Origin of the sequence: Streptomyces sp. NBC_01298, assembly GCF_035978755.1 — a bacterium.
Lineage (GTDB): Bacteria > Actinomycetota > Actinomycetes > Streptomycetales > Streptomycetaceae > Streptomyces.
This window is the reverse complement of sequence record NZ_CP108414.1, coordinates 5,944,852-5,961,491: the sequence shown is the minus strand read 5'-3', so window position 1 is coordinate 5,961,491 and position 16,640 is coordinate 5,944,852. Positions and strand designations below refer to the sequence as shown.

General features: G+C 73.3%; 18 protein-coding genes. 15 read left to right on the top strand and 3 right to left on the bottom strand.

The window, feature by feature from the left end; genetic code table 11:
- Nucleotides 1-3 precede the first annotated feature (3 nt).
- The 7 genes from OG730_RS27095 to OG730_RS27065 are packed head-to-tail and all read left to right on the top strand — an operon-like array spanning nucleotide 4 to nucleotide 5,882.
- On the top strand, nucleotides 4-951 hold the full coding sequence (locus tag OG730_RS27095; RefSeq protein ID WP_327306677.1) for a nucleoside-diphosphate kinase: 948 nt from the start codon (nucleotides 4-6) through the stop codon (nucleotides 949-951).
- Complete coding sequence (locus OG730_RS27090) at nucleotides 948-1,649, top strand: MOSC domain-containing protein (protein ID WP_327306676.1); 702 nt, start codon at nucleotides 948-950, stop codon at nucleotides 1,647-1,649. The genes OG730_RS27095 and OG730_RS27090 overlap by 4 nt, the downstream gene beginning before the upstream one ends.
- Nucleotides 1,646-2,308: a hypothetical protein gene (locus tag OG730_RS27085; RefSeq protein ID WP_327306675.1), complete on the top strand. Its 663-nt coding sequence runs from the start codon at nucleotides 1,646-1,648 to the stop codon at nucleotides 2,306-2,308. The genes OG730_RS27090 and OG730_RS27085 overlap by 4 nt, the downstream gene beginning before the upstream one ends.
- A complete protein-coding gene (locus OG730_RS27080; RefSeq protein ID WP_327309439.1) occupies nucleotides 2,305-3,030 on the top strand; it encodes an HAD family hydrolase in 726 nt (241 codons plus the stop codon). Before OG730_RS27085 ends, OG730_RS27080 begins: the two co-directional genes overlap by 4 nt.
- A complete protein-coding gene (locus OG730_RS27075) occupies nucleotides 3,027-3,527 on the top strand; it encodes a CYTH domain-containing protein (protein WP_327306674.1) in 501 nt (166 codons plus the stop codon). The genes OG730_RS27080 and OG730_RS27075 overlap by 4 nt, the downstream gene beginning before the upstream one ends.
- Entirely contained in the window at nucleotides 3,517-4,887 is a 1,371-nt protein-coding gene (locus OG730_RS27070) for a nucleotidyltransferase family protein (protein ID WP_327306673.1), read from the top strand. The genes OG730_RS27075 and OG730_RS27070 overlap by 11 nt, the downstream gene beginning before the upstream one ends.
- Nucleotides 4,884-5,882: an aminotransferase class I/II-fold pyridoxal phosphate-dependent enzyme gene (locus OG730_RS27065; RefSeq protein WP_327306672.1), complete on the top strand. Its 999-nt coding sequence runs from the start codon at nucleotides 4,884-4,886 to the stop codon at nucleotides 5,880-5,882. Before OG730_RS27070 ends, OG730_RS27065 begins: the two co-directional genes overlap by 4 nt.
- An 18-nt stretch (nucleotides 5,883-5,900) precedes the next feature.
- On the opposite strand, the gene OG730_RS27060 is transcribed toward OG730_RS27065, so the two are convergent.
- On the bottom strand, nucleotides 5,901-6,533 hold the full coding sequence (locus OG730_RS27060) for a class I SAM-dependent methyltransferase (protein ID WP_327306671.1): 633 nt from the start codon (nucleotides 6,531-6,533) through the stop codon (nucleotides 5,901-5,903).
- A 59-nt stretch (nucleotides 6,534-6,592) separates the two neighbouring features.
- Here OG730_RS27060 and mshB point away from each other — a divergent pair, with 59 nt between their 5' ends.
- Both mshB and OG730_RS27050 read left to right on the top strand, forming a co-directional pair.
- Entirely contained in the window at nucleotides 6,593-7,498 is a 906-nt protein-coding gene (mshB, locus tag OG730_RS27055; protein ID WP_327306670.1) for an N-acetyl-1-D-myo-inositol-2-amino-2-deoxy-alpha-D-glucopyranoside deacetylase, read from the top strand.
- Nucleotides 7,499-7,755: 257 nt separating this feature from the next.
- Nucleotides 7,756-8,187 (top strand): metallophosphoesterase, encoded by a 432-nt coding sequence (locus tag OG730_RS27050; protein WP_327306669.1) that lies wholly within the window; start codon nucleotides 7,756-7,758, stop codon nucleotides 8,185-8,187.
- 34 nt (nucleotides 8,188-8,221) lie between these two features.
- On the opposite strand, the gene OG730_RS27045 is transcribed toward OG730_RS27050, so the two are convergent.
- Nucleotides 8,222-8,659, bottom strand: a complete 438-nt coding sequence (locus tag OG730_RS27045; RefSeq protein ID WP_442815031.1) for a phospholipase — start codon at nucleotides 8,657-8,659, stop codon at nucleotides 8,222-8,224.
- A gap of 311 nt (nucleotides 8,660-8,970) precedes the next feature.
- On the opposite strand from OG730_RS27045, the gene OG730_RS27040 reads away from it, so the two are divergent.
- Nucleotides 8,971-9,540 (top strand): hypothetical protein, encoded by a 570-nt coding sequence (locus tag OG730_RS27040; RefSeq protein ID WP_327306668.1) that lies wholly within the window; start codon nucleotides 8,971-8,973, stop codon nucleotides 9,538-9,540.
- Between the two features lie 47 nt (nucleotides 9,541-9,587).
- Here OG730_RS27040 and OG730_RS27035 read toward each other — a convergent pair whose 3' ends face one another.
- Nucleotides 9,588-10,244 (bottom strand): nucleoside deaminase, encoded by a 657-nt coding sequence (locus OG730_RS27035; protein WP_327306667.1) that lies wholly within the window; start codon nucleotides 10,242-10,244, stop codon nucleotides 9,588-9,590.
- A gap of 353 nt (nucleotides 10,245-10,597) precedes the next feature.
- Between OG730_RS27035 and OG730_RS27030 the strand changes: the two genes are divergently transcribed.
- The 5 genes from OG730_RS27030 to OG730_RS27010 all read left to right on the top strand — a co-directional run bounded on the left by OG730_RS27030 (nucleotide 10,598) and on the right by OG730_RS27010 (nucleotide 16,559).
- Nucleotides 10,598-11,011, top strand: a complete 414-nt coding sequence (locus tag OG730_RS27030) for a GNAT family N-acetyltransferase (protein ID WP_327306666.1) — start codon at nucleotides 10,598-10,600, stop codon at nucleotides 11,009-11,011.
- Between the two features lie 257 nt (nucleotides 11,012-11,268).
- Nucleotides 11,269-12,519 (top strand): S8 family peptidase, encoded by a 1,251-nt coding sequence (locus OG730_RS27025; protein WP_327306665.1) that lies wholly within the window; start codon nucleotides 11,269-11,271, stop codon nucleotides 12,517-12,519.
- Nucleotides 12,520-12,840: 321 nt separating this feature from the next.
- Entirely contained in the window at nucleotides 12,841-14,133 is a 1,293-nt protein-coding gene (locus tag OG730_RS27020) for a hypothetical protein (protein WP_327306664.1), read from the top strand.
- A gap of 116 nt (nucleotides 14,134-14,249) precedes the next feature.
- Nucleotides 14,250-15,272 (top strand): WxL protein peptidoglycan domain-containing protein, encoded by a 1,023-nt coding sequence (locus OG730_RS27015; RefSeq protein ID WP_327306663.1) that lies wholly within the window; start codon nucleotides 14,250-14,252, stop codon nucleotides 15,270-15,272.
- A 72-nt stretch (nucleotides 15,273-15,344) separates the two neighbouring features.
- Nucleotides 15,345-16,559 carry a hypothetical protein gene (locus OG730_RS27010; RefSeq protein WP_327306662.1) on the top strand — a complete coding sequence of 405 codons (1,215 nt, stop codon included), beginning with the start codon at nucleotides 15,345-15,347 and terminating at the stop codon, nucleotides 16,557-16,559.
- Nucleotides 16,560-16,640 lie beyond the last annotated feature (81 nt).

Here is a 16,640-nt window from a genome sequence, read left to right as displayed (position 1 = left end):
CACGTGCTGTCCGATGCAATGCCAGACCAGGAACGGCTCAGCGAAGTCGACCAGGAGATCCTCGGCCAGGTCACCTGGTCTCCGGAGAAGGCGCGGATCTACTCCCTGGAGCAGTACTTCCGGGAGAGCTGCTGGACCTTCGGCGGGGACCTGCCGCGGATGCTCGGCATCACGCTGTGCATGCTCAAGGCCGAAGCCACCGCGGGCCGCCGGCTGCGCCCCGCGGTCCAGGCCCTGGCCGGCGCCGGATTCCGGCCGGTCGACGTGGTGGTCTTCCGGCACGGCCGGCAGACCATCCGGGAGGTCTGGCGTCACCACTTCAACATCGCCACCCGTGACCGGGTCGAGGCGATGGACCTGATCCTGCCCACCGCCGACACGGTCTGCCTGGTCCTGAGGGACACCGAGTGGCAGCCCGGCCGGATGCCCGCCGCCATCCGCCTCAACTCACTCAAGGGCCCGGCGGACCCTGACCAGCGCCATCCCGAGCACCTGCGCCACCAGCTGGGCGTGGTCAACGGCCTGTTCAACTTCATGCACTGCTCGGACGAGACCATCGATGTCTTCCGGGAGATCGCCGTCCTGTGCGACGACGACCGCCGTGCGCTGATGCGCGAGCGCATCCTCGGCGACCACGACGCCCTCCCCGAAGTGCTCGCCGCATTCGACACGCTCGAACGCACGCACCCGGTACACGACTTCGACTTCGGGCTCAGCTGGAAGCGGCTCCTCGACGTGCCGGGCGCCCCCGGCGAGCTCGCCGCACGCCGGGCCGCGGGCGAGGAGATCGCGCTGGCGGAGGTCATGGCGGCCACCCGCGAGCTCTCGTACGAGCACCCCAACCGCTGGGACCTGCTGACGGTGATCACCCACCTGCTGGAGGACATGAACCTCCCCGGCGTGAGCACCAGCGTCCCGAACGTCACCGCCGACTGGGGTGGCCCGCGGTGACGGCGGCCCAGCTGCTTACGGTGAACCTCGGTGTCGAACGCACTGGGCCGTGGACCTCCAACGGGCGCAGCGGGATCGACAAACGGCCCGTACCCGGCCCGGTCACCGCGCGGTTCACCGGGCTCGAGGGTGATCTGATCGTCAACACGAAGGCGCACGGCGGCCCGGACAAGGCCGTGTACGCGTTCGCGCGCGAGGACGCCGCCTTCTGGGAGCGGGAGCTCGGCCGCACCGTGGCGCCCGGCAACTTCGGCGAGAACTTCTCCACCGTCGGCATCGACGTCACCCATGCCGAGATCGGTGAGCGCTGGCGCATCGGCGGAGCGGTCTTCGAGGTGATCCGCCCCCGCAAGCCCTGCCGGGTCTTCGCGGGCTTCTGGGACGTCCCGGACCTGGTCGAACGGTTCACCGCGAACGGTGCCCCCGGCGCCTACCTCCGGGTCCTCACCGAGGGCGAGGTGTCGCCGGGCGACCCCATAGAGGTGGTCAAGCGGCCGGGCCACGGCATCACGGTGAATCTGATGCTGCGCGCGCTGAGCACGGAGCCGGAGCTGCTGCCGCGGTTGCTGGAGGCACCGGAAATGATCCCCAAGATCCAGGGGAAGGCGCGGAAATGGATCGCCGCGCAGGAACAGCGACTTGAAGACCTGGAGCGCCATCACGTGGTGGGCGCAGGGAAGGGACAGGGACAGGCATGAGCATCATCGGGGACAGCACACTGATCGACCCGGCCCGGCTGGCCAAGCTCGCGTGGGAGGACCTGCCGGTCCTCCACGACCAGCTCGGTGAGCTGCTGGAGGAACTGAGCACGTCCGAATGGCTGACCGCGGCCTTCGACCACGTGCTGGCCACGCCGGAGCTGCTGGTGCAGAGCGAGCGCCTCCAGGAACTGGACCGGGTGGTCCTGGTCAACGACGCCGCGAGCGGCGTGCGCGTCCGGCTGCACGTCTTCCGCGACCGGGAGTTCGACCGGCCGCACAACCACCGCTGGACCTTCGGCAACCGGGTGCTCGCGGGCAGCTACCGCCACTACCTGTACGGCGACTACGAGGAGCTGACCACCGACACCAAGATCGGCGCGCCCTGCCTGGTGCGGGACGAGACCGCCGGCACGGGCTACGTGATCCGTCACACGCTGGTCCATTCGGTCGCGGCGGTTCCCGACACCACCTCCCTGATCGTCCGCGGCCCGGCCGCCAAGGACCGATTCGTCGTCATGAACAACGAGACCGGCGAGGCCTGGTGGCAGTACGGGCACTCGGTCGAGAACGAGGCGGAGATCGCCAAGCGCCGCCTGGGCGCGGAGAAGGTCACCGGTATCCGCGACCTGCTCGTACGCCAGGGGGTCCTCCACTGAACGCGGACGGACGGGACGGATGTTCCGCGCCGGCAAGCGCGCCCGTCGAACTCGTCATCTTCGACTGCGACGGCGTACTCGTCGACAGCGAGCGCATCGCGGTGGAGGTCCACACCCGGCTCGGTGTGGAGTTCGGCTGGTCCCTGAGCGCGGCGCAGGTGGTCGAACTCTTCGTGGGCAAGTCCGGCGCCTCCATCCGGGAGATCATCGCCGCCCGGGTGGGGACCACCGCCTCCGTCCGGTGGGACGAGGAGTTCCACCGGCGCCTGCGGGACGCCTTCGAGACGCGGCTGCGCCCGGTGGACGGCATCGTGGAGGCGCTCGACGCCATCGGCCTGCCCACCTGCGTGGCCTCCAGCGGGACTCACCCCAAGCTGCGCCACTCTCTGGGGCTCGTGGGGCTCTACGAACGCTTCTCGGGCCGGGTCTTCAGCGCCACCGAGGTCGCTCACGGCAAGCCCGCCCCGGACCTGTTCCTGCACGCGGCGGCCCGTATGGGCGTCGCGCCCGAGTCGTGCGTCGTGGTGGAGGACAGCGGCTTCGGCGCGCAGGCGGCGCGGGCCGCCGCCATGCGCTGCTTCGGATACGCGGGGGGCGTGACGCCGGGTGAACGGCTGGCCGGGCCCGCCACGGTGGTGTTCGAGGACATGCGCGAGCTGCCCCGGCTGCTGGCCGAGGCGGCTCTCGCCGTACCCGCGGTCGCTTCGGGAGGAAACCGATGACCTATGAGATCGAGCGCAAGTTCCTCGTCCACGGCTTCGTCCCACCCGCCGGCGCGAGGGCGCAAAACGTCCGGCAGGGATACGTCGCGATCACCGGGGAAGGCACGGAGGTCCGCGTGCGCCGGGCCGACGGCCGCCACACCCTGACCGTCAAGAGCGGTCTCGGTCTGACCCGGGTGGAAGTGGAACGCGAGATCGAGGCGGCGGACTTCGACGCGCTGTGGCCCACGACGGTGGCGGCGCGGGTCGAGAAGGACCGTTACCGGATGGCCGACGGACCGCACACCCTCGTCGTCGACGTCTACCACGGCGCCCTGCACGGGCTGTGCACCGCCGAGGTCGAGTTCGCCTCCGCCGAGGAGGCGCGGCAGTACACCCCTCCCGCCTGGGTCGGCGAGGAGGCCACCGGCCTGGTCGGCTATCTCAACCAGTCGCTGGCAACGCACGGAATCCCCGCACGGCAAGAGAGCACGAGGAAAGACCACCATGGCCACTGAATCCCTGATCCTTGACGACCTGGCCGCGCTGCGCAGCCTCTCCAGCATCCAGCCGCTGTTCACCATCGAGCGGTCGCTGACCGCCATCGCCTCGCTCGGCTCCCGGGAAGCGGCCCGGTTCCTGGAGACCCTGCGGATGCGCACGCTGGTGATGTCCCGGCTCGCCGCGCACGAGGACCGGCCCTCCGTGCGGCAGTGCATGGAGGCGATGCGTCCCAAGACCGACAGCCTCCAGCGGATGCACAAGGTGCTCGACGCCAACCTGGAGATGCTGGACGGGATCGCCCGCGAGGCGGGGCTGCAGTTCTTCGCCATCAAGGGACTCGGCGCCCGCGCGACCTACCAGGATCCCGGCATCCGCGACTTCAGCGACCTGGACATCTTCGTACGGACCCGGGCCGAGGCGAGCGTCCTGGTACGGGCACTGCGCACCGGGTTCGGCTACCAGTACCTGAAGGGCGAACTGCCCTGGATCAAGTACGACCCGAGCGAGGGCCTGGTGTACGGGCAGTTCCCGCTGGTCGTGCCGGACGGCGCCGATCACCTGCTGAATGTGGACATCCACTTCGGCGACTACTCGGTGCGGCACAGCAGCAGGCTCGGGCTCACCGCGCAGCTGCCCGCCGGCGCCCCCGGAGTTCACGTGCTGGCGCCCGAGGAGAACCTCGGCTGCGTCGTCAACAACGCCGCGGGCGACTACTTCGTGACGGCCAAGGACACCAACGACCTGCTGATGGCGCTCTCGCTGCCGGAATTCGATGGTCCGCGCTTCACGGCGCGCCTGCGGCAGGCCGGCCTGGAGGGCTTCCTCAGCTTCATCGTGGACGAGCTGCGGGCCGGCACCGCGCTCACCGCGGCGCAGGAGGAACGGCTGCGCGCCCTGCCCCGCGTACGCACCCTGGAGCCGGCGCCGGACCCGCGCGAGCCGCACTGGCAGCGGCGTTGCCTGGGCACCACGGTCCACGCGTTCGAGGCCGGGTGGCGGCGCGGCGGACTCGTCCCCGCGGTGCGGGTGGCGGCCGACGCGTACGGCTACTACCGCGACAGGCTGTCGCTGGCCGTGGCCCCGCGGACCGGCCAGGAGGCCGCCGAGCCGTTCGAACTGAACTCCTGGACCTGCGTACGGCTGGTGCCGGTGGACATCGCCGAGGACCTGCTCGTGGGCGAGCCGGTCCCGATGCACCCCGCCACGCCCGGCCGTCCCAAGGCGCTCAGGGCGGACCGGGGCATCCAGCGGCTCGACACCCCGTCCGGGCAGTACGTCCGGATCGAGGACGAGACCTTCCTGGCCACGGTCGACTACCTGCTGGCTCCCGAGCTGATCGCCGGTGCCCGCGCGGTCGCCGCGGCCCGGGGATGACGCTGGATCTCACCGGCCCGCCGCGGCCCTGGCCGCACGCCCTCGTGCGCCGCTTCGGCGCGGCGCACGACCGGGCGCTGGACCGGGCGGACTGCTGGGCCACTCCGCCGGCCGAGGGCGACCCGGAGCTGCTGGAACGGCTGGCCGACCTGTTCGGCGCGCCACCGGGGCGGACGGTGGTCACCGGCGGGGTGCGCCAGTTCGCCGGAAGCTGGGCGGGGCTCACCCGCACGGCGCTGGTGGAACGGCCGGGCTTCGCCGACATCGGGCTGGTCCTGGCGGGGACGGCCGCCGTGAGCGCCCTGCCCTGGGAGGAACTGCCCGGCGCCGCACAAAGCTGCCCGGAGCCGGTCACGGTCTGGGTGACCAGCCCGTACCGCAACCCCGACGGGCACTCGCTCGACACCGCCGGGCGCGCCGCCCTGGCGGAACTCGCCCGCGCGGGTCACCAGGTGGTCGTCAATCAGGTCTACCGGTGGTACGCGCCCTCGGTGGAGCCGCCGCCCGGCTGCTGGAGCGTGACCTCGCTGGCGAAACTGTGCGGCGGCGGCAGCCGGCTCGGCTGGGCCACCGTGCCGGACGGGGTCACCGTACTGCCGGCGCTGCGCGGCAGCGGTCCCGCCACCACCTGGCAGCGGGCCTGGGCGGGCTTCCTGGACCGGCCCGCTCTCGCGTCGCTGCACCGGTCCTGCATCGAGCCGACGCTGGAGGCGCGGGGTGCCTTCACGGACCGGCTCGGTGAGCTGCTGGGCTGGGAGTTCGCCGGAGGCGGCATGTCGCTGTCGCTGTCCTGGCACGGCGCCGAGGAGGACCGCGTCATGGCCGAGTTCGCCGAGCAGGAGCTCAGAGTGGGCCCCGGTTCGGCGTTCGACGGGCAAGCAGGTTCGGTGCGGCTGGCGTTCACGGGCGTCGACGCGGCCGGGGCCGTGCGGGCCGCGGACCGGGTGGCCCTGCTGGCGGCCCGCACCGCCGGAGCACTGATGCCCGTACGGTAGACCCCGGGCGAAGCCGAGTCAGGAACGGGCGTACGCCGACAACCAGTTGAGGTCACGGTGCCCCGGCCCGTAGCGCTCCAGCTCGTTGACGACGCGTACGTCCGGGTCGGCGAACCCGGCCGCTTCAAGCATGTCGCGAACGCGGTCCGCGGTCTGGTAGCGGAAGAAGCGGGCCGCGTCGGCGCTGAACGACTCGACGATCTCCTCTTCGCCCTGCCCCTCCTTGAAGCTGACGAACAGCGCCCCGCCGGGGCGCAGCACCCGGTGGAACTCGCCGAGGGCGGTCCGTACGTGCTCGTCCTTGAGGTGCAGCAGCGTGGCCTGGCACCAGACGCCCGCGAAGCTGCCGTCCGCGAAGTCCAGCGCGCACACGTCCATGCTGCGGAAGTCGAGGGCGGGGTGCAGCTCCCGGGCCCGGCCGAGGAAGGGCTCGCTCAGGTCGATGCCGGTCACCGCCAGACCCCTGGCCGCGAGGAGGGACGTATCGCGGCCGAAGGCGCAGCCGGCGTCCAGTACCGGACCCGCCGGATCGGGCAACAGCGAGGTGAAGATGTCGAGTTCGGCGTCCGGGACCATGTCCTTCGTGGCGGATTCGTACTTGTGGACGCTGTGTCCGTAGGCGGCGAGGGTACGCGAGAGATAGTCAGACATGCTGGAAATCTACTCCGACGCGATCACGCGCTCGGTTCGCCACCGCAGAGGAGTGCTCGATGACGCGTCCAGGGTCCCCATGGCCCGAGCGCCGGCTGCTTTTCGTACACGCCCACCCCGATGACGAGTCGATCGCCAATGGCGCGACGATGTCCGCGCACGCGGACGCCGGCGACCACGTCACTCTCGTGACCTGCACTCTGGGCGAGGAGGGTGAGGTCATACCACCGGAACTGGCCCATCTGGCCGCCGACCGGGACGACACCCTGGGCGCCCACCGTGCCGCGGAACTGGCGGCGGCGATGCGGGAACTGGGGGTGAGCGACCACCGGATGCTGGGCGGCGCCGGGCGCTACCGCGACTCGGGCATGACGGGCTCGGCCGCCGGCAGGCGGACGAACAGCTTCTGGCGCGCCGACGTCGACGAGGCGGCGGCCCACCTCGTGGCGATCGTCCGGGAGGTCCGTCCGCAGATCGTCGTCACCTACGACCCGACCGGCGGGTACGGACACCCGGACCACATCCAGGCCCACCGGGTCACGATGCGCGCACACGTGCTCGCCGCGGACCCGGGGTTCCGCCCCGACCTCGGGCAGCCGTGGGAGATCGCCGAGGTCTACTGGAACTGCGTGCCCCGCCCCGTGGTGGCGGCCAGCCTCTCCATGCTGCACGGGGCACCGGAGCGGACCTGTTTCGGTGCGGTCGCCGACCTCGCCGATGTTTCCGGGGTGGTGGAGGAGGATCAGGTGGCCGTGGCCTTCCCGGGCGGTTCGCACCTCGACCGGAAGATCGACGCCATGCGGGCACACGCCACGCAGATCACCGTGTCGGGCCGGTTCTTCGCCCTGTCCAACCAACTCGGCCAGCCGGTCCTCGACCACGAGTACTACCGCCGGGCCGACCCGTCCCCGCCCGGCACGCCGCCGGTCCACAACCTCTTCTCGGGGCTCGGCCACACCGGCTAGCACCGTCTCCATGTCGCCGTCAGCGACATCCACCTGGGGCCGCTCCTCGGGCGCGCCCACACCGAGCGGATCGTCCGCATGGGCAACGGGCCGCGGGCCGACCTGGTGACGATCGTCCGCGACCTCGCGGACGGAACGGCGGCCGAGCTGGGGCCCGCGGCCGGCCGCTGGAGGGGCTCGAATCGCGCTACGGCAGCTTCTTCGTCACCGGCAACCACGAGTATCTCTACGCCGGGGTCGGGGACTGGCTGGACGACATGTGCGACGTCGGCGTCCGACCGCCGGTGAACGAGCGCGTGGAGATCCTGCGCAACGGGGCCCACCTGGACCTGGCCGGGGTCGAGGACCTCGCCGGGAAGGAGTACGGCCGGGGGCCCGACCTCGGGAAGGCCCTGGGCGGGCGGGACCTGTCGCGTCCCGTCGTACTCCTCGCCCACCAGGCGGTGTTCGCCGACGAGGCCGCGCGGCACGGGGTGGACCTCCAGCTGTCCGGACACACGCACGGCGGGCAGATGCTCCCGCTGACCGCGATCACCGAGCTGGTCAATCCGGTCGGCTCCGGGCTCGGCAGGGTGGACGGCACCAAGGTGTACGTGACCAACGGGGCGGGCTTCTTCGGCCCGCCGGTCCGGGTCGGCGCCCCGGCGGACATCACCCTGCTGGAACTGCGCTCCCCGCGGGGCGGGTAGCCCGCGGGGCGGGGCGGGGCGGGGCTGCTCCGGGCTACTCGAAGGCCTTGACGGCCTGGTAGTAGGTCCACGCGGTGCCGTCGCAGGAGGCCTTGCGGGCGCCGGAGTAGCGCGCGCAGACGCGCTTGAGGTCGGAGTGGAACATCTCGTCCAGCCGGGGCTTGGCCGCCGGGAACCCGCCCGCCGCCTTGTAGTTGCGGTACCCGAAGTCGTGCCGGGCGCAGGCCGTCCGGAAGGGGAAGCCGAAGGGGTTGTCCGGGGACGTGGTGCAGTAGTCCGTGGACCAGTCGAAGCCGTACGGCTCCCACTCGGCCCGGTTCTCGCGCGCGGCGGCCCAGGCGGCCTGGCTGGCCGCGCCGGGCTGCGTCCAGCCGCTCAGTACCAGCGGCTTGTCCTGCGGAACCAGCGGGGTCTGCTGCCGGGCGGCGGACGCCGGTGACGCGAAGGCCAGTACGGCGGCCACGGCGCCCACGGCGAGAGCGGACGCCCGGACTCCGGTCCGGGCGGGTGCCGGGGGCGGGGGCGGAGCCGGGACGGCTGGCGCAAGGGTGGGGGCTGGGGCTGGGGCGGGGCGGCGGGGCACGCATGCTCTAACGAGGGCCGCCGTCACGGGTGTCGGGGCGCACGCGCGGCCGCCCGGCTCCCGCCCCGCGAGGGATCCGGATCTCCGCGCGTGATCAGGACCGGTACTCAGGTATGAGCCGATGTCACTCTTCCGGCAGAGATTCGGTTCAGCCTCGGGAGGGACGCGGACTACGGCGGCCACCGCGAATACTCAGGGACATGAACCGCCGCCCTCTCGTCATCGTCGCCGCCACCGTCGGAGTCCTCGCCACCGCTGCCATCGCCCTGCCCAACCTTCCGCGCAACCCCCTGACCGACACGATCAACGACCGGGTGTTCAAGGAGAGGGGCATGCGCTTCGCGACGGCCGCCGACGCTCCGACGCAGGGGGAAGGCACGCGCGGGCAGGCAGCGCGCGGGGAGACGGCCCGCGGGGAGGCCAGGTGGGTGCTGCCGCGCTGGGTGCCGAAGGACGCGACCGACGTGCGAATAATGGCGCGCACCGACGGACAGGCGCGGCTGCTCCGCTTCACGCTGGGCGCGACCCCGCTGGACGGCCCGCAGTGCTCGGCGGGCACGCCGAGCAAGCACGCGGGGACGGCTCTGGAGGCCAAGTGGTGGCCGGCGGGCACCCGGGCCGAGGAGCGGCCCGAGTGCCGCGGCGCCTACCAGTACCAGGTCACCGTGCGCGGCAAGGAGGTCTACGCCTGGACCGACGGCACCCCCTCACCCGGGGCGGGGACGCAGGACGGCACCCCCGTCCGGCAGGTGTCGGCCACGACCCCCTGAGCCACGACGCCCTGCGCGGGGCACCCTGGTCCGACCGCCCGGCGGCTTCAGCGGCGCGTGCGCAGCTCGCGGGCCGCCGAAAGTTCCGCGAGAGGGGCCCAGTGGGGGCGCAGCCAGTCCTCCGGTGAGGCGGCCGTCGGCAGGCCCGTCGGCAGGCTGTCGTGGAAGGCCGTGGTCTCGGGTTCGACGGCCCGGTGGTGTGTCAGGATCCGCGGCTCCTCAGGGCCGTCCGAGGCGACGGCCACGCTCCGCAGGAACATGGCATTGGCCACCAGCAGCCAGTGCTGCCGGCCCGGGTCGGCGTCGGAGCCGGAGCCGTTGTCGCTCGACAGCGCCCACGGGTCCGGGGCCACGTACCGCACCCGTCCCACGCCGGTGAACTCGGCCGCCGCCGCGCACATCGAGCACGGTTCCTGGGTACTCCACAGCGTCGCCGTGCCCAGGTCCCAACCCGTGCGGGCGGCTCCCAGTGCGTTCATCTCGGCGTGCGCGAGCGGTGTCCCGCGCAGCGGGCCGGTGCCCGGGCCGTCCTCGTAGGCCTCGTTGCGCCCCTCCGCGACCGGCTTCCCGGCGGCGTCCGCGAGGACGGCGCCGACCGCCAGGCCTCCGGCCGCGAGCGCCTGGTAGGCAAGGGCGAGCGCTCTGCGCAGCGGCTCCGGCGCGGCGCGCCACTCCGTGTCGAAGGCGTGCTCCCCGTTGATCATCCGGCCATTATCACCAACCCGTCCGTCCCCACTCCGCACCACCTCCGTCGCCCCATCGGCACCCGCCGCCACTGCTCCCACACCCCCGCCCAACATCGCTACCGACCACCCTCCCCACACCGAGGCCAGCACCCCTCCCGACACCGCTCCCCGGACCGAGCGGCACCCCTCGTGCCGCCACCCGCGCGGCACCACCACCCACGCCGAGACCGGCACCGCCCACAGCACCGCTCCCGGACCGAGCCGCGCCCCGCGTTTCGGGACCCCGCGCGCGGCACCACCGCCCGCGGCGGGGTCGGCGCCGCTCGCGGGGGCGCTTCCGGCAGGTCCGCGGCGGCGCTATCGTCACCGCCATGGACATCCGCCCCGCACGTACCGTCGCCGAACTCCAGGCCGCGGAGTCCCTGTTCGACGGGCCCGCCCGCGCGGACTGGTCGGAGCGGTTCCTCTCCGCACCGGGGCACCTGATGCTGATCGCCTACGTGGACGGCGTGCCCGTCGGCATGGTGTCCGGCATCGAGATGATCCACCCCGACAAGGGCACCGAGATGTGCCTCTACGAGCTCTCCGTGGACGAGGCCCACCGCCGGCGCGGCTTCGGCCGGGCCCTGACCGAGGCGCTCGCCGCCGAGGCGGAATCGCGCGGCTGCTACGGCATGTGGGTGGGCGTCGACACCGACAACGAGGCCGCGCTGGCCACGTACGGGGCGGCCGGCGCCCGCGACGAGGGTGTCTTCAGGATGCTCGGCTGGCCCGTCGCCCGCTAGGGCCTGTCGTCTCCTTCCGATCCTGCCGGTCAGGCCCGCTGCGTCCGGTGCCGTGCCCGCGCGTGCTGTCGGGGCGCTCGGGGGCCGGACATGCGTGGTCGCCTCGGCCGTACGGCCGGGCGCGGTGCCGGGCGTCGCCGGCCCGGCAGGATCCGGGAGGGGCGGCCGGGCCCGAGGGCCCCCCGGGGCGGCGTGTCGTGGGGCCAGTCGGCGCACCCTCCGCGCGGTCGGGCTGTGCCTCGCCGAGCATCGGCCGCATGACCGCATTCACCGCGCTGCTCCCGGCCGCCGCCCTGCTGGCGGCGGCCACCGCCCTGCCGCCGTACGCCTCCCACGCCGCAGCCGCCACCGCCGACACCACCACCGCCCCCTACGTCGTCGTCCTCAAGGACGGCGCCACCCGCGCCTCCGCCGCCGCGGCCACCCGCGCCCTCGCCGCCGAGTCCGAGGCCGCCGGCGACAGTGTCGGGGCCGTCTACGACACGGCCCTGAGCGGTTTCGCCGTCCGCACCACCGCGGCCCGCGCCGCCGAACTCGCCGCCGATCCCCGGGTGGCCTCCGTGGAACCCGACACGGTCTTCCGGATCGACGACGACACCCCCGTGGGCGAGGCCGTCGCTCCCGTCGCCCCCGCCGTGCCCCTCGTCCAGGCACCCGCCCCCTGGTCCCTGGACCGGCTCGACCAGAGCGAGTTGCCGCTCGACGGCTCGTACACGTACCCGGCCAAGGCCGAGGGGATCACGGCGTACATCGTGGACACCGGGATCAACACCCTGCACCAGGAGTTCGGCGGCCGGGCCCGCTGGGGCGCCAACGCGGTGTTCATGGAGCGCGCCACGGACTGCAACGGCCACGGCACGCACGTCGCGGGCACCGTCGGCGGAGCCACCTACGGGGTCGCCAAGGGGGTCTCGCTCGTCGCCGTGAAGGTGGCGGACTGCCGCGGGGACGCGACCCTGTCGGCCATCACCGGGGGCATCGACTGGATGGTGAAGGACGCCCTCAAGTCGCCCGCCACCCCGGCCGTGGCCAACATGAGCCTGGGCGGCGGGTACAGCTTCGCCCTCAACCGCGCGGTGAAGCGGGCGATCGCGTCCGGGATCACCTTCGCGGTGGCGGCGGGGAACTCCAACGAGAACGCCTGCACCGGCTCCCCCGCCGGCGTCCCGCAGGCGCTCACCGTGGGCGCGACGGACGCACTGGACCGGCGGGCCTCCTTCTCCAACCACGGCGCCTGCGTGGACCTCTCCGCCCCCGGCGTGGCCGTCACCTCAGCCTGGAAGGGCTCCGCGACGGCCACCGCCCGTGCCTCCGGCACCTCGATGGCGGCCCCGCACGTGGCGGGCGCCGCCGCGCTGGTGCTGGCGCGCGGCCTGGCCGCCGGCGGGCCGCGCCGGACGCCGGCCCAGGTGGCCGAAGTCCTCGTACGGGACTCCCTGCGGGACCGGATCACGGCCCTGCCGGCCGGGACGCCGAACCTGTTGCTGCACGTGGCAGCCGCCGAGTAGCCCGTACGGGACCCTCCGCCGGCGGCGCCTCCCCGCCCCCGGCGGACCCCGGCCGGCCCGCCCCGGCGGCCCGTGCGAACGCGCGGTCCGGAACCCGGTCCGCAGCCCCACCCGCCCCACCCGCGCCGCCCCGGGCCAACGGGTATCCGCCCCTCCGCTCCACCCGGCCTGATGGCACATCAATTTCTGTGTGCTTCGGGCGAAAGCAAGTCATTGACTTCTCCATCCCGCGACGCGTCAATGTCGGCCACCGCACCGGCTCGACCTCCCCCACACAGCGGGTGGGGGGGAGGGTTCGTATGACGAAGGAGTCGCGACCCAGTGAGTACAACGTTTCGACGAAGAGTTCTGGCCGGGGCTGGCGCTCTGTCCCTGGCCCTGACGGGCGCCGTGGTGGGTCTGTCGGGCACCGCGCAGGCCGCGACCAAGACGACGCCCGTCCCGATGGACTGCGTCGCCCCCGCGCCCCAGCCGGGTGGTTCGGGCACGCAGAACTACACGATCACGCTGCCGGACGGCGCCAAGGCCGGCGACGTGGTCCCGGTCACCATCGACCCGGGTCCGAGTCCGGTCATCCCGAGCTTCTCGGTGACGACCACGAACGTCTCCAAGATCACCCTCAAGGTCGGGTCGGCCCTCCAGACGGTCGTCAGCCCGCCCGAGACGGTCGACGTGGTCGCCGGACAGGCGCTCAACCCGGCCGCCTTCTCCGGCACCGTCAAGATCCCGGACGGTTCCGAGGGCACCACGGTGAACGTGGCCCTGGACCTGGCGGTGACCGACGCGAGCCTCATGGGCTCGGTCTTCACCACCACCTGCACCCCGAACCCGCGCCCGAGCGCCTCGCTCGGCTCGGTCGCCGTGGAGGCCCTGCCCAAGGACCCGATCACCACCAAGCTGACGCCCAACAGCGGCAAGGCGGGCCAGGAAGTCGTCGTCACGGGCGCCAACTTCCCGGCGGGCGCGGTCACCTGCTCCGCGCTCAAGAACGGTACGGCCACGGGTGACACCGGTACCGGCACGGCCACCGCGGCCGGCGTCGCGACCTGCAACATCGTCGTCAACCAGCCCGCCGACACGATCAAGATCGACGGGTCGATCCTCCCGTACAAGACCTACTCCTTCATCGTCGAGCAGCCGGGCGTGCAGAACCCGGTCGACGTCGAGGTCCTGCCCGGCCCGCTGGCCATCGGCCCGCAGGCGGGCAACCCCGCCGTCAGCTTCGGTTCGGTCACCATCAACGGCAAGTCCCAGTCGGTCGTCGGTCAGTTCACCGCGATGGCCGTCCAGGACTTCCGCGGCGGGACCCTCGGCTGGGACGTCTCGGCGACCCGGACGCCCTTCCTGAACTCGGTCACCGGCCACTCGATGGCCACGGCGCAGATCGGCATCCAGCCGACCTGCAAGGTGACCAACCCGGCCAGCCCGAGCCCCTGCACCGCGGGTGCGCCCGGCGCGATCTCCGACGTCCCGATGAAGGTCGCCTCGGCGGCCGCGGGCGGCGACGACCTGACCGGTGGCGAGTTCGAGATCGGCGGAGCCGGAATGATCCAGCTCCCGCCGTTCATGTTCGCGGACACCTACCAGTCGGTCGTCACCTTCTCGATCGCCTGACCCGTACGACCCCGCTCCACCCCGGGTGGTGCGGCGCTCCGGCGCCGCACCACCCTTCCGCGCACCACCCCCGACCAGCGACCCCCTCCCCGTCCGGCCCGACTGGAGAACTGCCCATGCGCACCCGCACCCTCCTCCTCGGCCTGCTCCTCGGCCTCGCCGCCCTCCTGCTCCCCGCCCTCCCCGCGACGGCCGCGGACAACGGCACCTGGGGCGTCTTCCCGACGCCCCCGGCCGGTGCGGCGATGACCGACCGGGCGTACTTCTTCCACCAGGGCGAGGCCGGCACCACCATCAGCGACAGCGCGACGATCGTGAACTCCTCCGACAAGGAGCTGACGTTCCAGATCTTCGCCACCGACGCCGTCAACACCCCGGTGGGCGGCGGCTTCGCGCTGCTGCCGGTGGAGACGAAGCCCAAGGACGTGGGGACTTGGGTCGTGCTGCCGCCCGAGACCAAGAACACCGTCACCGTGCCGCCCAAGGGCCGCAAGGACGTCCCGTTCTCCGTGAAGGTCCCGGCGGACGCGACGCCCGGTGACCACGTGGGCGGGATCGTCGCCCTCAACACCGCCGTGGAGGGCATCCAGAAGGAGGGCAAGGTCCAGGTCGGGGTGAAGCGCCAGGTCGGCGCCCGGCTGTACTTCCGGGTTCCGGGGCCGGTGACCCCGGGGCTGAGCGTGGAGAACGTGAAGGTGAGCCGGGCGGCGCCGCTGCTGCCCTGGATCAAGGACGCCCGCGCCAAGATCACGTACTCCCTGGTCAACCTCGGCAACGTGGTCGTCGAGCCGAAGGTGACGGTCTCCGCCGAGGGGCTGTTCGGCCGCCGGGTGCTGGACCGGCCTGCCCGGGATCTGAAGCTCGTGCTGCTGCCGGGCCAGCGGATCGAGCTGACCGAGGAGTGGGCGGACGCGCCCCAGTCGGACTGGGTCACCGTCGACATCACCGCCGGGGCCTCCGCCTACCCCGACCTCGCCTCCACCTCCGCCACGGAGTTCCTCGCCGTGCCGTGGCCCGCGCTCGGCACCCTCCTGGTGCTGGTCGGCGCCGCCATCGCCGCCCGGGTCCTGCGCCGGCGCCGCCGGGCAGCCGACCTCGAACGGCCGGAACCGGCACCGGACTTGGCTGAAGCGCGATGATCGGCCAAGGTGTCCCCAGGTGACGGCATCCGGCCATCACCGGGCAGGCGAAGGCGCCGGGGGGCACCACACATGGCACGACAGCACGGCGCAGCGGGGTCCGGCCGGCCGGCGCCCGGAGGCGTTCCCGCAGGCCCGCCGGCGGATCCCGCCGCCGCGGGGATCGGGCTGCTGACCCTCGTCGAGCGGACGCTGGGCACGGGCACCGCGGTGTACGTCCCGGGCGACGGCTGGATCCGGCTCACGCTCCCGGTCGAGGACGGCGGTCCGGCCCCGGTCACGGTGGACGTGGTCGCGGACACCCGGCGGACCCCGCACGGGGTCGCGTACCTCCTGCCGGGCGGCGGGCTGAACTTCGGCTCCTCCTTCTTCACCCCGTCCGACCTGAACCTCGCCCACCGGCTGCGCCGCGAGGGCCTGCTCGTCGTCGGCGTCACCCCGCGCGAGGACGCCGCGGCCGCGGGGGACATCGGCCCCGACTGGGGGCTCGCGGCGCACCGCCGGGACCTGGCCTCGGTCGTGGAGGCGCTGGACGGGGCGCTCGGGCTGCCGTACCAGTACGTCGGCCACTCCGCCGGGGCCCTGCTCGCTCTGGACGCGGCCTCGCACGACGACTCGCCCCGCCTGACCCGGGTGGTGGCCCTGGACACGACCGGCCCCTACTCCGGCGACCTGGCCGTACGGGCGGCCCAGACCCGGGACGCGTACGAGTCCCGGATCGCGCGGGGCTCGTACGCGACGGACCCGGGCCTCCCGGCCCTGCTCGCCCGGGCCGTCACCGACCCGGGCGGCTCCTCGGAGGTCCCCTGGCCCCCGGACCCCGGGCTCCGCTTCACCCACGCCGGGCTCGCCCACTTCGCGCTGGTCCGCACCGCCCTGCTGCCCGGCCCGGCGAACTGGATCTACACCCAGGGCCACGCCGCGGGCTCGTACTCCTTCGGGGCCACCCCGGCGGCGGACCGCTTCGGCCTCGCCCACACCACGCTCGCCGCCTGGCACGCGGCGACCGCCGCCCTCGGCAGCGGGCTGATCCCGGACGCCCTGCTCCGGGACCTGGCCTCGGTCTGGGCGGGCGACGGGAAGACGTACGCGATCGACTGGGAGCGGATCACCGCCGAGGTGGTGTGGGTCAACGCCGAGCTGGGCCGCGGCGACCACGCGCGCGGCCCCCGGCTGATCCGGGCGGGCGGCAACCCGCGGGTCCGCTTCGCCGTCGTCCCGGGGTACGGGCACGGCGACCCCCTCTGGTCGCAGACGGCGGCGGCGGACGTCTGGCCGCTGCTCTGAGCACGGCCGGGGAAGCCCGGCCGGAAACGGAGCTCGCCCCCCCGCGGTGAGGGTTGCGGGGGGCGAGCGGTCCTACGGGGC